Genomic DNA, 14,297 nt, shown 5'->3' with positions numbered 1-14,297 from the left:
ACCTTCAGCGTCCCGGCGGCTTCTCGTCGCCCTCCCGGGCGAAGGTCTGCAGCAGCCAGGACGAGAACGACCCCGTCACCGCACCGAGCAGTGCCAGCCCGCCGGCCATCATCACGACCGCGATCGTCCTGCCCAGCGGGGTCACCGGGGTGATGTCGCCGTAGCCGACCGTGCTCAGGGTCGAGCAGGCCCACCACACGGCATCGCCGAAGGTCCGCATGGTCGCTCCGGGTGCCCCCCGCTCCTGCTGGTAGACCGCGAGGGATCCGGCGAATCCGAGCAACAGGGTGGACAGACCCGCGTAGGAGATCACCCGCGCGTACAGCGCCAGCCTGGGCTCCCCGCGCTTCTTCTGGAGGACCTCGTACAGCGGCACCATCCGCAGCGGGCGCAGCAGGGGCAGGACGACCGAGACCGTGGTCACCACGTGGGTGAGGACGTACCGCCACCAGTGCTGCCCGCTGAGCCGCCAGCGCACCACATAGTCCGCGGCGAACAGCAACCAGAGGACCAGCAGCACCAGACCGCACAGATCTTGCCAGGCGGGCGGGAGGCCGGTCGCCAGGACGCGCGTCGCGTACGCGGCCATGAACACCAGCGACGCCGTGAAGAGAGCGACCTCGGTGCGTTCCGCCCAGCGGGCCTCAGGGCTGTCTTCGTCCACCGGCCCAGCTTGGCCGCTGAGCGCCCTCGTGCCGCCCCGCCGACACGCCGCGAACGGGCGAAGCCATATGCTGCACATCATGACGAGTGAGCCGGAGCAGCAGATCGGAGTGGGAACGCAGGACGCGTTCCAGCGCCTGTGGACACCCCACCGGATGGCCTACATCCAGGGCGAGAACAAGCCCACCGGCCCGGGGGCCGACGACGGCTGTCCGTTCTGCTCGATTCCGGCCAAGTCCGACGAGGACGGGCTGATCGTGAAGCGTGGCGAGCAGGTCTACGCCGTGCTCAATCTCTACCCGTACAACGGCGGCCACCTCATGGTGGTGCCCTACCGTCACGTCGCGGACTACACGGACCTGACCGGCCCGGAGACCGTCGAGCTCGGTGAGCTGACCAAGCAGGCCATGACCGCACTGCGCACCGCCTCGGGCGCCCACGGCTTCAACATCGGCATGAACCAGGGCACCGTCGCGGGCGCCGGCATCGCCGCCCACCTCCACCAGCACATCGTGCCCCGGTGGGGCGGCGACACGAACTTCATGCCGGTCGTGGGGCACACCAAGGTGCTTCCGCAGCTGCTCGCCGACACCCGCAAGATGCTGGCGGAGGCCTGGCCGACCGTCTGACGTTTCGTACGGGCCGCCCGGCTCCGGCAAGGCCGGCCCGTCGCCACACCCGCGGTGCCCCCGCTCGGCACCGGTGCGCCGTCGGACTCCGGAGCAGGGGCCGGTCCGGGGGAGAGCGGCGCGTCGCTCTCCCCGCCGGGGCTACGCGTCGTACACGTCCGCCTTCCGCGGCATCGGGTCCTGGACCGCCGTGCTGAGGAAGGCCGAGCGGTTGCCGAACTTCTCCGTGTCGACGCCGTTCTCGTCGAGGACCTTGATCGCCGCCGCGTGCACCACGCGCAGCACCGGGGTCGCGGCGCGCAGGGCGTCGTCGGCCATGAACCGGTGCCGCCACGGCTGGTCGGCCCAGGCGTGCCGCAGGCCGAACGGCTCGGGCAGCACCACGGTGCCGCCGAGCCAGTTCAGGAAGGGCGGGTACCAGGTGAAGGGGGCCCGCGCCGCGAGCCGTACGACCTCGTCCGTGGTGACCAGCGGCAGGTTCACCTTGCGGGTCTCCCAGAACTTCACCGCCTTGGCGACCTCCTTGGTGGGCGCCTCCGGCTTGGTGGTGAACAGCGGATTCACCGGACCCAGCGCATGCCCCGTGACCTCGATGCGCAGCGTCTGGTGCAGCACGGTCACCGTGATCAGCATCGTGATGACCAACTGGCCGTCCCAGAGCGTCCACTGGACCCCGAGGTAGTGCCGGTCACCGCTGCCGAACTGCTGCTTGTTGCAGATGTCCTGTATCGCGTGGGTCTTGACCGTGTACGCGTCCACGTCCGTCCCGGCCGGCCGGGACACCGCCTTCGCGTTCTCACCGATCGGCGTGACGATCCAGTGCTTGATCGAAGGGGCGGGGAAACCACCGGTGTTGAGCGGACCGCGCTCCAGCATGCGCAGCTGGTCGTGGATGGAGCGGATGACGTCCCAGCTGCGGAACGGGTGGATCTCCTTGTCCGCGTCGCGCGGTACCAGCTCCTCGGCGAGCTGCCAGCTGCCCCACCGGGTGCCCATGCCGAGTATGCCCTTGGGGCCCGCGTAGAAGACCGAGTTGGACTGCTGCTCCGCGCTGAGCCGTGCGAGGGACTGGCGCAGCCGCTCCGCCGCGGTCTCACCGGGGCTGCCGGGCACCGCCTCGGGGATCCTCGCGCCGATGCCGCCGCCGGACAGCAGCCCGTCCCAGCGGTCGCGCAGGTCCTTGGCCGTGCGCTCGCAGATCTGCCGGGCCCACAGCCAGCCGACGACCGGCAGGACGACCGAAGCGCGCGCGTACCAGGCCCAGAAGCCGGAGAAGGGCATACGGAGGAGGAAGAGCACCGCGAGGGCGCCGACGGCGACGAGGAGCGTGGTGCCGAGGGCGGAGGCACGCTTGTCCTCGCGCTTGGCTATCTGGGTGCGGATCTGGAAGACGAGCAGCCAGACGACGAGTCCGGGCAGGAAGAGCAGCCCGCACAGCACCATCACGGCCGCCAGCCAGTTGTCCCGCTCGCGGCGGATGTTGTTCGCCGCCAGGCAGTGCTCCACCACGACCTGCGGCTCGGTGCCGAAGGACTGGATGAGCGGCTTGCGGCCGGCGCCCAGCATCCGGTCCACCACGGCCCGGGCGAAGGCCTCGCCCAGATTCGGCGCGAACAGCTTGACCTTGCCCGTCTTGACGGTGGACTTGTGCCATTCGTTGTCGGCCTTGAGGATCTCCTCGATGCCATTGTCCCGGTAGGCCGCGGAGGCCAGGGCGAAGGTCGCCGCCGTCTGGCCCGCGGAGCCCGTGAGCGGCACTTGCGCCCCGGGAGTGAAATCGAAACCGTCGAATGCCACTTCCGCCCCCATCGCCGCCGTCCGCTGCTGCGGCTTTTCCCGACTTCCGCCCCTCGCACACCTGTTGATCAGGTCATTGCCTTGATCAGGTTCTCAGAGTATCGGCCCCGACCGACATTCGTCGGCGGACGGCCGAAGCCGTCCGCCGACGTGTGACCCGGCGAACCCTCAGGTGTCGCGGGCCTGTTCGCGAATCCTCTCGGCGACCTGAGGCGGCATCGGCTCGTGCCGTGCGTAGCTGCGGTTGAAGCGCGCGGTGCCGTGCGAAAGGGAGCGCAGATCGACGGCGTACCGCCCGATCTCGATCTCCGGGACCTCGGCCCGTACGAGGGTGCGCCCGCCGCCCGCCTGCTCGGTGCCCACGACCCGGCCGCGGCGGCCCGACAGGTCGCTCATGACGGGCCCCACGTAGTCGTCGCCGACCAGGACCGTCACCTCGGCCACCGGCTCCAGCAGGTGGATCTTGGCGTCGGCCGCGGCCTCGCGCAGGGCGAGCGCGCCCGCGGTCTGGAACGCGGCGTCGGAGGAGTCCACGGAGTGGGCCTTGCCGTCGAGCAGCGTGACCCGCACGTCGATGAGTGGATAGCCGGCGGCCACACCCTTGGCGGCCTGGGCCCGCACGCCCTTCTCGACGGACGGGATGAACTGACGCGGCACGGCCCCGCCGACGACCTTGTCCACGAACTCGATGCCCGAGCCGTTCGGCAGCGGCTCGACCTCGATCTCGCAGATCGCGTACTGGCCGTGCCCGCCGGACTGCTTCACATGGCGCCCGCGCCCGCCGGACCTGCCCGCGAACGTCTCCCGGAGCGACACCTTGTGCGGGACGACGTCGACCTGGACGCCGTACCGGCTGCGCAGCCGCTCCAGGGCGACGTCCGCGTGGGCCTCGCCCAGGCACCACAGGACGACCTGATGCGTGTTCTGGTTCTGCTCCAGGCGCATCGTGGGATCCTCGGCGACCAGCCTGGCGAGCCCCTGCGACAGCTTGTCCTCGTCGGCCTTGCTGTGCGCCTGGATGGCGAGCGGCAGCAGCGGGTCGGGCATCTGCCACGGCTCCATGAGCAGCGGATCGTCCTTGGCGGAGAGGGTGTCCCCGGTCTCCGCGCGGTTCAGTTTCGCCACGCACGCGAGATCGCCCGCGATGCAGTGCGACAGGACGCGCTGCTGCTTGCCGAACGGCGTGGACAGGGCGCCGATGCGTTCGTCGACGTCGTGGTCCTCGTGACCGCGGTCGGACAGCCCGTGCCCGGAGACGTGCACCGTCTCGTCGGGACGCAGCGTGCCCGAGAAGACACGGACCAGGGAGACCCGGCCCACGTACGGGTCGGACGCGGTCTTCACTACCTCCGCGACGAGCGGCCCGGTCGGGTCGCAGGCCGACACCTCGCGCGCCGCGCCGTCCGGTGTGGTCACGACGGGCGCCGTGCGTTCCAGCGGGGTGGGGAAGCCGCCCGTGACGAGTTCGAGCAGTTCGACCGTGCCGAGCCCCTGACGGGCGCCGTCGGCGGCCGGAGCCGCGGCCAGCACCGGGAAGAAGGTCCCGCGGGCCACGGCCCGCTCCAGGTCCTCGATCAGGGTCTTGAGGTCGATCTCCTCGCCGCCGAGATAGCGGTCCATGAGGGTCTCGTCCTCGCTCTCGGCGATGATCCCCTCGATCAGCCGGTTGCGGGCCTCCTCGATCAGCGGCAGCTGCTCAGGACCGGGCTCCGCCTCCTTGCGCTCCCCGGACGCGTAGTCGAACAGCCGCTGCGACAGCAGCCCGATCAGTCCGGTCACGGGCGCGTGCCCGTCGGGTGCCTCCGCGCCGCGCAGCGGCAGATACAGGGGCAGGACGGCGTCGGGGTCGTCCGCGCCGAAGGCCTCCGCGCAGATCCGCGTCATCTCCTCGAAGTCCGCCCGCGCCGATTCGAGGTGGGTGACCACGATGGCCCGTGGCATCCCCACGGCCGCGCACTCCTCCCACACCATGCGGGTCGAGCCGTCCACGCCGTCCGAGGCCGAGACGACGAAAAGGGCCGCGTCCGCAGCTCGCAGACCGGCCCGCAGCTCCCCGACGAAGTCGGCGTATCCGGGGGTGTCCAGAATGTTGATCTTGTACCCGTCCCATTCGACGGGGACCAGCGAGAGCTGCACCGAGCGTTGCTGTCGGTGCTCGATCTCGTCGTAGTCCGAGACGGTGCCGCCGTCCTCGACGCGGCCCGCCCGGTTCACTGCTCCCGCCGTCAGCGCGAGAGCTTCCACCAGAGTCGTCTTGCCCGATCCGCTGTGGCCGACCAGCACCACATTCCGTACGGACGCGGGGTGGTCGGCCGCCGTAGCCCTGCCGGCGGCTCCGGGATGTGCATTCGCCTTGTCGCCCATGGTCTTGCCTCCCGTGCACGGTGAGGTCTCTGTGGGCGCGGGCGTGACGGATCCGCGTGCGGTGGCGGCTCCGATGACGCCCGCGGTGTCTTCGAGCTTTGCACTCGTGTCACGGTGCGTCCATACGGCGGACGCGATCCCGCCGTGCCACCGACGGCATCCCGTCATGACACGGGGCGTGCGGGTGCCCGAACGTCGCACACGCGCGCGCGTGGCTACGATGGGCCAGCCGGCGGCCAGCAGGGGCCGCGCGGCGACACCGACCCTCGGGAAGGCCATGCTGAACAAGTACGCGCGTGCATTCTTCACGCGTGTCCTCACACCGTTCGCCGCGTTTCTCATCCGTCGGGGGGTAAGCCCCGACACGGTGACCCTCCTGGGCACGGCAGGGGTCATGGCGGGCGCGCTGGTCTTCTACCCCCGCGGAGAGTTCTTCTGGGGCACGGTCGTCATCACGCTCTTCGTGTTCTCCGACCTCGTCGACGGCAACATGGCGCGCCAGCTCGGCCGCTCCAGCCGCTGGGGCGCCTTCCTGGACTCGACCCTCGACCGGGTGGCCGACGGCGCGATCTTCGGCGGCTTCGCCCTCTGGTACGCGGGCAACGGCGACGACAACATCCTGTGCGCCGTCTCGATCTTCTGCCTGGCCAGCGGCCAGGTGGTCTCGTACACCAAGGCGCGCGGCGAGTCGATCGGCCTGCCGGTGGCGGTCAACGGCCTGGTCGAGCGGGCCGAGCGGCTCGTGATCTCGCTGGTCGCGGCCGGTTTCGCGGGCCTGCACAAGTTCGGCGTGCCCGGTATCCAGGTGCTCCTGCCCGTCGCCCTGTGGATCGTCGCCGTCGGCAGCCTCGTCACGCTGATCCAGCGCGTCGTCACGGTGCGCCGCGAGTCCGCCGAGGCGGACGCCGAGGCCGCGGCCCACAACAGCGAGGCCACCTCGTGACCAGGTTTCAGGACAGGGTGGTCGACGCCGCCTACGCACTCGGCTGGAGCACGGTCAAGAAGCTCCCCGAGCCGGTCGCCGAGCGCCTCGGCCGCACGATCGCCGACATCGCCTGGAAGCGCCGGGGCAAGGGCATACAGCGTCTGGAGAGCAACTACGCGCGCGTGGTGCCCGACGCGACGCCCGAGCGGCTGGCCGAGCTGTCCAAGGCCGGCATGCGCTCCTACCTGCGCTACTGGATGGAGTCCTTCCGGCTGCCCGCCTGGAGCGAGGAGCGGGTGAAGACGGGCTTCGACCCGAAGGACGTGCACCACCTCACCGACGCGCTCGCCTCCGACAAGGGCGTGATCCTCGCCCTCCCGCACATGGGCAACTGGGACCTCGCCGGTGCCTGGGTCACCACGAAGCTCCGTACGCCCTTCACGACGGTCGCCGAGCGCCTCAGGCCGGAATCGCTGTACGACCGCTTCGTCGCCTACCGCGAGGGCCTGGGCATGGAGGTCCTGCCGCACAGCGGCGGCAGCGCCTTCGGCACGCTGGCCCGGCGGCTCCGCGACGGCGGGCTGATCTGCCTGGTCGCCGAGCGGGACCTGTCCTCGTCCGGTGTCGAGGTGCAGTTCTTCGGCGAGGCCACCCGGATGCCCGCGGGACCGGCACTGCTCGCGCAGCAGACCGGCGCCCTGCTCCTGCCCGTGACACTCTGGTACGACGACTCGCCCGTGATGAAGGGCCGTGTGCATCCCCCCGTCGAGATTCCCGAGACAGGCACCCGCGCCGAAAAGACGTCTGTCATGACACAGGCGCTGGCCGACGCCTTCGCCTCGGGGATCGCCGACCACCCGGAGGACTGGCACATGCTGCAACGGCTGTGGCTGAAGGACCTGGATCCCGCCAAGGACCCCGCGGCGATCCGGAGCGAGGGCGCCGGCCGGGAGCCCGGGGAGGTGACCCCGTGAAGATCGGCATCGTCTGCCCGTACTCCTGGGACGTGCCGGGCGGCGTCCAGTTCCACATCCGCGACCTCGCCGAGCACCTCATCGGTCTCGGGCACGAGGTCTCCGTCCTCGCCCCGGCGGACGACGAGACGCCCCTGCCGCCCTACGTCGTCTCGGCCGGCCGCGCGGTCCCGGTGCCCTACAACGGCTCCGTGGCCCGTCTGAACTTCGGCTTCCTGTCGGCGGCCCGGGTGCGGCGCTGGCTGCACGACGGCACCTTCGACGTGATCCACATCCATGAGCCGGCCTCCCCGTCGCTGGGTCTGCTGGCGTGCTGGGCCGCGCAGGGCCCCATCGTCGCGACCTTCCACACCTCGAACCCGCGCTCCAGGGCGATGGTCGCCGCGTACTCCATCCTCCAGGCGGCACTGGAGAAGATCAGCGCGCGGATCGCGGTGAGCGAGTACGCGCGGCGCACCCTCGTCGAGCACCTGGGCGGCGACGCCGTCGTCATCCCGAACGGCGTCGACGTCGACTTCTTCGCACGGGCCAAGCCCAAGCCCGAGTGGCAGGGCGACACCCTCGGCTTCATCGGCCGCATCGACGAGCCCCGCAAGGGCCTGCCCGTCCTCATGAAGGCCCTCCCGAAGATCCTCGCCGAGCGTCCGCAGACCCGGTTGCTGGTCGCCGGGCGCGGCGACGAGGAGGAGGCCGTGGAGTCCCTGCCCGCCGAGATGCGCTCGCGCGTCGAGTTCCTGGGCATGGTCAGCGACGAGGACAAGGCCCGCTTCCTGCGCAGCGTCGACGTGTACGTCGCGCCCAACACCGGTGGCGAGAGCTTCGGGATCATCCTGGTCGAGGCGATGTCGGCGGGGGCACCGGTGCTCGCGTCGGATCTCGACGCGTTCGCCCAGGTCCTCGACCAGGGCGCCGCGGGCGAACTGTTCGCCAACGAGGACGCGGACGCGCTGGCCGCCGCCGCGGTCCGGCTCCTGGGCGACCCCGCGCGCCGCGCCGAACTGCGCGAGCGGGGGAGCAGCCACGTACGGCGCTTCGACTGGTCGACCGTCGGCGCGGACATCCTGTCCGTGTACGAGACCGTGACGGACGGGGCGGCGGCGGTGGCCGCCGACGAACGCACGGGACTCCGGGCGCGCTTCGGACTCGCCCGGGACTGACCCGCGCCGGCCGCGTCCGGTGGGCGTGCCGGACGGGAGCGTCGAAGGTGCCGCAGGTGTCCGGTGGGCGTGCCGGACGGGACCGGTGAGCCTGCTGAACCCGTCCGGTGATCCGGGCCCGTCGGGAGCCGTCACCGCGCAGAGGTAGCCTTGCCGCCCGTGACCGGAACCCTGATCTGGATCGTCGTCGGCCTCGTCGCGATCGGCCTGTACCTGAGCTGGACCGCCGGCCGGCTCGACCGGCTGCACGCCCGCATCGACGCCGCCCGCGCGGCCCTCGACGCGCAGCTGCTGCGCCGCGCCTCCGTGGCACAGGAACTGGCCACGTCCGGGGTGCTCGATCCGGCCGCCTCCATCGTGCTGTACGAGGCGGCCCACGAGGCCCGGCAGGCCGAGGAGGACCAGCGCGAGGTGGCCGAGAGCGAGCTGAGCCAGGCCCTGCGCGCCGTGTTCGGGGAGGCGCAGCAGGTCGACGCGGTACGCGAGGCGCCGGGCGGCGAGGAGGCCGCCCACGAGCTGGCGCAGGCGGTGCGCCGGGTGCCGATGGCCCGGCGGTTCCACAACGACGCCGTACGCGCCGCCAGGGCCCTGCGTCGTCACCGCAAGGTGCGCTGGTTCCGCCTGGCGGGCCACGCGCCGTTCCCCATGGCCTTCGAGATGGACGACGAGCCCCCGGCGGCACTGGCCGAGCGCCAGGCGGCCTGACCCGGGACGGGCCGCGACGGTCCGGTCACCCCGTGGCACGGGCGAAAAAAATCCACCGCCTCTCCATTGGCCCTTGCAGTGGCCTGGTCGCCTCACGTTTCCTCGGTGCAGCACAAACCCTCTTTCACCGAGTGAGGTCAACCCGTGTCCAGCACGCTCTCCAACCCCGCCCAGACCCCCGAGACCGGCACCGCCCGCGTGAAGCGCGGCATGGCCGAGCAGCTCAAGGGCGGCGTGATCATGGACGTCGTCACGCCGGAGCAGGCGAAGATCGCCGAGGACGCGGGCGCCGTCGCCGTCATGGCCCTGGAGCGGGTCCCCGCCGACATCCGCAAGGACGGCGGAGTGGCCCGCATGTCCGACCCGGACATGATCGAAGGCATCATCGACGCCGTCTCGATCCCGGTCATGGCGAAGTCCCGCATCGGCCACTTCGTCGAGGCCCAGGTGCTCCAGTCCCTCGGCGTCGACTACATCGACGAGTCCGAGGTCCTCACCCCGGCCGACGAGGTCAACCACTCCGACAAGTGGGCGTTCACCACCCCCTTCGTCTGCGGCGCCACCAACCTCGGCGAGGCCCTGCGCCGCATCGCCGAGGGTGCCGCCATGATCCGCTCCAAGGGCGAGGCCGGCACCGGCAACGTCGTCGAGGCCGTCCGCCACCTGCGCCAGATCAAGAACGAGATCGCCAAGCTGCGCGGCTTCGACAACAACGAGCTGTACGCCGCCGCCAAGGAGCTGCGCGCTCCGTACGAGCTCGTCAAGGAGGTCGCCGAGCTCGGCAAGCTCCCGGTCGTGCTGTTCTCCGCCGGTGGCGTCGCCACCCCGGCCGACGCCGCTCTGATGCGTCAGCTCGGCGCCGAGGGCGTCTTCGTCGGCTCCGGCATCTTCAAGTCGGGCGACCCGGCCAAGCGCGCCGCCGCCATCGTGAAGGCCACCACCTTCTACGACGACCCGAAGATCATCGCGGACGCGTCCCGCAACCTGGGCGAGGCCATGGTCGGCATCAACTGCGACACCCTCCCCGAGACCGAGCGCTACGCCAACCGCGGCTGGTAATCACCTCATGAACACTCCTGTCATTGGCGTCCTGGCTCTCCAGGGCGACGTACGGGAGCACCTCATCGCCCTGGCCGCGGCCGACGCCGTGGCCAGGCCGGTGCGGCGCCCCGAAGAGATCGTGGAGGTGGACGGCCTCGTCATTCCCGGCGGCGAGTCCACCACCATCTCCAAACTGGCCGTCCTCTTCGGAGTGATGGAGCCCCTCCGCGCGCGCGTGCGCGACGGCATGCCCGTCTACGGCACCTGCGCCGGCATGATCATGCTCGCCGACAAGATCCTCGACCCGCGGTCCGGGCAGGAGACCTTCGGCGGCATCGACATGATCGTGCGCCGCAACGCCTTCGGGCGTCAGAACGAGTCCTTCGAAGCGGCGGTCGACGTCCGCGGTGTCGAGGGCGATCCTGTAGAGGGCGTCTTCATCCGCGCCCCCTGGGTCGAGTCCGTGGGCGCCGAGGTCGAGGTGCTCGCCGAGCACGGCGGCCACATCGTCGCCGTACGCCAGGGCAACGCGCTGGCCACGTCGTTCCACCCGGAACTGACCGGCGACCACCGCGTGCACGGGCTGTTCGTCGACATGGTGCGCGCGAACCGGACACCGGAGTCCTTGTAGGATCTGGGGGTCCCCCAGATCCTTAAGGTCTGGGGGAGTTCGTACGGGATGGGTTACGCGAAGGAGACAGGCAGATGTCCGGCCACTCTAAATGGGCCACGACGAAGCACAAGAAGGCCGTGATCGACGCCAAGCGCGGCAAGCTCTTCGCGAAGCTGATCAAGAACATCGAGGTCGCGGCGCGCATGGGCGGCGTGGACCTCGACGGAAATCCGACGCTGTACGACGCCGTGCAGAAGGCGAAGAAGTCGTCGGTCCCGAACAAGAACATCGACTCCGCGATCAAGCGCGGCGGCGGTCTCGAAGCCGGTGGCGCCGACTACGAGACGATCATGTACGAGGGCTACGGCCCGAACGGTGTCGCCGTGCTCATCGAGTGCCTCACGGACAACCGCAACCGTGCCGCCTCGGACGTCCGCGTCGCGATGACCCGCAACGGCGGCTCGATGGCCGACCCGGGCTCCGTCTCGTACCTGTTCAACCGCAAGGGCGTCGTGATCGTCCCCAAGGGCGAGCTGGCCGAGGACGACGTCCTGGGTGCCGTGCTCGACGCGGGCGCCGAAGAGGTCAACGACCTCGGCGAGTCCTTCGAGGTCATCTCCGAGGCCACCGACCTGGTCGCGGTGCGCACCGCGCTCCAGGAGGCCGGCATCGACTACGACTCCGCCGACGCCAACTTCGTCCCGACGATGCAGATCGAACTGGACGAGGAGGGCGCCCGGAAGATCTTCAAGCTGATCGACGCCCTGGAGGACAGCGACGACGTGCAGAACGTCTTCGCCAACTTCGACGTGAGCGACGACGTCATGGAGAAGGTCGACGCCTGATCGCACCGGCTGGGCCACGGGCCGACGGGAACACACCCCGTCGGCCCGTCGCTTTGTCAGCGGCACCCGATAGCCTGCGGGAACTGGGGGCGGAGCCCGGCGAATGCCGGGCCGGATCGAAGGAGGGGGCTGGGTGCGGGTACTGGGCGTCGATCCCGGATTGACCCGGTGCGGTGTGGGAGTGGTCGAAGGAGTCGCGGGCCGGCCCCTGGCCCTGCGCGGCGTCGGTGTCGTGCGCACCCCGGCCGACGCCGAACTGGGACTGCGCCTCGTCGCGATCGAGCAGGGCATCGAACAGTGGCTCGACGAGCACGAGCCCGAGTTCGTCGCCGTGGAGCGCGTCTTCAGCCAGCACAACGTACGCACGGTGATGGGCACCGCCCAGGCCAGCGCGGTCGCCATGCTGTGCGCGTCCCGCCGGGGCATCCCCGTCGCCCTGCACACCCCGAGCGAGGTCAAGGCCGCCGTCACCGGCAACGGACGGGCCGACAAGGCCCAGGTGGGCGCGATGGTCACGCGCCTGCTCCGCCTCGACGCGCCACCGAAGCCCGCCGACGCCGCCGACGCCCTCGCTCTCGCCATCTGTCACATCTGGCGCGCCCCCGCCCAGAACAGGCTCCAGCAGGCGGTCACCGAGAACAGGCTCCAGCAGGCCGCCGCACGCAACCGGCTCCAGCAGGCCGCCGCCGAGCGCCGGCAGCCGCCCCCCGCACAGCCCCACGCATCGAAAGGCCGTACCGCATGATCGCCTTCGTCAGCGGCCCGGTGGCCGCCCTCGCCCCCGACTCCGCGGTGGTCGAAGTCGGCGGGATCGGCATCGCCGTCCAGTGCACGCCCAACACCCTCTCGACGCTGCGGACCGGCCGGCAGGCCAAGCTCGCCACCTCCCTCGTCGTCCGCGAGGACTCCCTCACGCTCTACGGCTTCGCGGACGACGACGAGCGGCAGACCTTCGAACTGCTGCAGACCGCCAGCGGCGTCGGACCCCGGCTGGCCCAGGCGATGCTCGCCGTGCACAGCCCCGACGCCCTGCGCCGCGCGGTGTCCACCGGGGACGAGAAGGCGCTCACCGCCGTCCCCGGCATCGGGAAGAAGGGCGCCCAGAAGCTCCTCCTGGAGCTGAAGGACCGGCTCGGTGAGCCGCTCGGCACGGGCGGCCCCGCCATCGGGACGGCGGTGACCACCGGGTGGCGCGACCAACTGCACGCCGCGCTCATCGGTCTCGGGTACGCGACCCGGGAGGCCGACGAGGCGGTCAACGCCGTCGCTCCGCAGGCAGCGGCCGCCGAGGGCGCCCCGCAGGTGGGCCAGCTCCTCAAGGCCGCCCTGCAGACCCTGAACCGCGCCCGCTGAACCGCCGGCACCCCCACCACACCCCGAGGCACTTCACATGAACTGGGACGACACGACCGACGCGACCGCCGCCGAGCGGCTCGTCGGCCCCGCCGAGGAGCGGCTGGTGGACTCGGTCGCCGACCGCGAGGACCAGGCGGTCGAGGCGGCGCTGCGCCCGAAGGACCTGGACGAGTTCATCGGCCAGGAGAAGGTCCGTGAGCAGCTCGACCTGGTCCTGCGGGCCGCACGCGCGCGTGGCGCCACCGCCGACCACGTGCTCCTCTCGGGGGCCCCGGGACTCGGCAAGACCACCCTGTCGATGATCATCGCGGCCGAGATGGGCGCCCCGATCCGCATCACCAGCGGCCCCGCCATCCAGCACGCCGGGGACCTCGCCGCGATCCTCTCCTCCCTCCAGGAGGGCGAGGTGCTCTTCCTCGACGAGATCCACCGCATGTCCAGGCCCGCCGAAGAGATGCTCTACATGGCGATGGAGGACTTCCGGGTCGACGTCATCGTCGGCAAGGGCCCCGGCGCCACGGCCATCCCGCTGGAACTGCCGCCGTTCACCCTGGTCGGCGCCACCACGCGCGCGGGCCTGCTGCCGCCACCGCTGCGCGACCGCTTCGGCTTCACCGCCCACATGGAGTTCTACGAGCCCGCCGAGCTGGAGCGGGTCGTCCACCGTTCCGCGAGCCTCCTCGACGTCGAGATCGACCCGGACGGCGCCGCGGAGATCGCCGGACGTTCCCGGGGCACGCCCCGCATCGCCAACCGCCTGCTGCGCCGCGTGCGCGACTACGCGCAGGTCAAGGCGGACGGAGCGATCACCAGGGAGATCGCGGCGGCGGCCCTCCAGGTGTACGAGGTGGACGCCCGCGGCCTGGACCGCCTGGACCGCGGTGTCCTCGAAGCACTGCTCAAGCTCTTCGGCGGCGGCCCGGTGGGCCTGTCGACGCTCGCCGTCGCGGTGGGGGAGGAGCGTGAGACCGTGGAAGAGGTGGCCGAACCCTTCCTCGTCCGGGAAGGACTGCTCGCCCGTACGCCCCGTGGCCGGGTGGCCACACCGGCGGCATGGGCGCATCTCGGGCTCACCCCGCCCCGCCAGGCCACCGGTGGAAACGGACAACAGGACCTGTTCGGGGCGTGACGGCGCGGGGATGTGTCGGGGCAGGAACCCCGGTGCCATGCTGAGCGTTGTTCACTGAGTGCGGACTCGCTTAGACTCCGCCGATGCCGCCCTTGTCGA

The 14,297-nt window shown here is 71.1% G+C and carries 14 protein-coding genes; 11 read left to right on the top strand and 3 right to left on the bottom strand.

Translation table 11 applies throughout. The features are described 5' to 3' along the window. Positions 1 to 4: 4 nt before the first annotated feature. On the bottom strand, positions 5 to 664 hold the full coding sequence (locus ACZ4IF_RS19985; RefSeq protein WP_467564556.1) for a potassium channel family protein: 660 nt from the start codon (positions 662 to 664) through the stop codon (positions 5 to 7). Positions 665 to 731: 67 nt separating this feature from the next. On the opposite strand from ACZ4IF_RS19985, the gene ACZ4IF_RS19980 reads away from it, so the two are divergent. After that, positions 732 to 1,292: an HIT family protein gene (locus tag ACZ4IF_RS19980; protein ID WP_359502474.1), complete on the top strand. Its 561-nt coding sequence runs from the start codon at positions 732 to 734 to the stop codon at positions 1,290 to 1,292. Between the two features lie 141 nt (positions 1,293 to 1,433). Here ACZ4IF_RS19980 and ACZ4IF_RS19975 read toward each other — a convergent pair whose 3' ends face one another. After that, entirely contained in the window at positions 1,434 to 3,101 is a 1,668-nt protein-coding gene (locus ACZ4IF_RS19975) for a hypothetical protein (protein ID WP_467564554.1), read from the bottom strand. A gap of 156 nt (positions 3,102 to 3,257) precedes the next feature. Beyond that, entirely contained in the window at positions 3,258 to 5,453 is a 2,196-nt protein-coding gene (locus ACZ4IF_RS19970) for an elongation factor G-like protein EF-G2 (protein WP_467564552.1), read from the bottom strand. A gap of 220 nt (positions 5,454 to 5,673) precedes the next feature. On the opposite strand from ACZ4IF_RS19970, the gene pgsA reads away from it, so the two are divergent. The 10 genes from pgsA (at position 5,674) to ruvB (ending at position 14,198) form a co-directional block, all read left to right on the top strand. Then, a complete protein-coding gene (pgsA, locus tag ACZ4IF_RS19965) occupies positions 5,674 to 6,396 on the top strand; it encodes a phosphatidylinositol phosphate synthase (protein WP_095933061.1) in 723 nt (240 codons plus the stop codon). Further along, the gene (locus ACZ4IF_RS19960; protein WP_467564550.1) at positions 6,393 to 7,352 is read left to right on the top strand and encodes a phosphatidylinositol mannoside acyltransferase; all 960 of its coding nucleotides are present in this window, start codon (positions 6,393 to 6,395) and stop codon (positions 7,350 to 7,352) included. Before pgsA ends, ACZ4IF_RS19960 begins: the two co-directional genes overlap by 4 nt. Continuing rightward, positions 7,349 to 8,509 (top strand): glycosyltransferase family 4 protein, encoded by a 1,161-nt coding sequence (locus ACZ4IF_RS19955; protein ID WP_467564548.1) that lies wholly within the window; start codon positions 7,349 to 7,351, stop codon positions 8,507 to 8,509. Before ACZ4IF_RS19960 ends, ACZ4IF_RS19955 begins: the two co-directional genes overlap by 4 nt. A gap of 159 nt (positions 8,510 to 8,668) precedes the next feature. Beyond that, the gene (locus ACZ4IF_RS19950) at positions 8,669 to 9,214 is read left to right on the top strand and encodes a LemA family protein (RefSeq protein WP_467564545.1); all 546 of its coding nucleotides are present in this window, start codon (positions 8,669 to 8,671) and stop codon (positions 9,212 to 9,214) included. Between the two features lie 144 nt (positions 9,215 to 9,358). After that, entirely contained in the window at positions 9,359 to 10,273 is a 915-nt protein-coding gene (pdxS, locus tag ACZ4IF_RS19945; protein WP_028801490.1) for a pyridoxal 5'-phosphate synthase lyase subunit PdxS, read from the top strand. Positions 10,274 to 10,280: 7 nt separating this feature from the next. Next, on the top strand, positions 10,281 to 10,886 hold the full coding sequence (gene pdxT / locus ACZ4IF_RS19940; protein ID WP_345647408.1) for a pyridoxal 5'-phosphate synthase glutaminase subunit PdxT: 606 nt from the start codon (positions 10,281 to 10,283) through the stop codon (positions 10,884 to 10,886). A gap of 74 nt (positions 10,887 to 10,960) precedes the next feature. Further along, on the top strand, positions 10,961 to 11,713 hold the full coding sequence (locus tag ACZ4IF_RS19935; protein ID WP_028801488.1) for a YebC/PmpR family DNA-binding transcriptional regulator: 753 nt from the start codon (positions 10,961 to 10,963) through the stop codon (positions 11,711 to 11,713). Between the two features lie 133 nt (positions 11,714 to 11,846). Continuing rightward, entirely contained in the window at positions 11,847 to 12,458 is a 612-nt protein-coding gene (gene ruvC / locus ACZ4IF_RS19930; protein WP_467564542.1) for a crossover junction endodeoxyribonuclease RuvC, read from the top strand. Next, on the top strand, positions 12,455 to 13,066 hold the full coding sequence (ruvA, locus tag ACZ4IF_RS19925) for a Holliday junction branch migration protein RuvA (protein ID WP_467564540.1): 612 nt from the start codon (positions 12,455 to 12,457) through the stop codon (positions 13,064 to 13,066). The genes ruvC and ruvA overlap by 4 nt, the downstream gene beginning before the upstream one ends. 37 nt (positions 13,067 to 13,103) lie before the next feature. Then, complete coding sequence (ruvB, locus tag ACZ4IF_RS19920; protein ID WP_467564539.1) at positions 13,104 to 14,198, top strand: Holliday junction branch migration DNA helicase RuvB; 1,095 nt, start codon at positions 13,104 to 13,106, stop codon at positions 14,196 to 14,198. Positions 14,199 to 14,297 lie beyond the last annotated feature (99 nt).

The organism is Streptomyces sp. NPDC025784 (genome assembly GCF_055558435.1).
Note: the sequence above shows the minus strand (reverse complement) of the source record. Positions and strands in the feature narration are given on the sequence as shown.

Excerpts from the sequence above, each read along its gene's own strand:
- ACZ4IF_RS19970 (WP_467564552.1), bottom strand. The coding sequence starts at position 5,453 with ATGGGCGACAAGGCGAATGCACATCCCGGAGCCGCCGGCAGGGCTACG.
- ACZ4IF_RS19975 (WP_467564554.1), bottom strand. The coding sequence starts at position 3,101 with ATGGGGGCGGAAGTGGCATTCGACGGTTTCGATTTCACTCCCGGGGCG.
- pgsA (WP_095933061.1), top strand. The coding sequence starts at position 5,674 with ATGGGCCAGCCGGCGGCCAGCAGGGGCCGCGCGGCGACACCGACCCTC.
- pdxT (WP_345647408.1), top strand. The coding sequence starts at position 10,281 with ATGAACACTCCTGTCATTGGCGTCCTGGCTCTCCAGGGCGACGTACGG.
- ruvA (WP_467564540.1), top strand. The coding sequence starts at position 12,455 with ATGATCGCCTTCGTCAGCGGCCCGGTGGCCGCCCTCGCCCCCGACTCC.
- ACZ4IF_RS19935 (WP_028801488.1), top strand. The coding sequence starts at position 10,961 with ATGTCCGGCCACTCTAAATGGGCCACGACGAAGCACAAGAAGGCCGTG.
- ACZ4IF_RS19980 (WP_359502474.1), top strand. The coding sequence starts at position 732 with ATGCTGCACATCATGACGAGTGAGCCGGAGCAGCAGATCGGAGTGGGA.
- ruvB (WP_467564539.1), top strand. The coding sequence starts at position 13,104 with ATGAACTGGGACGACACGACCGACGCGACCGCCGCCGAGCGGCTCGTC.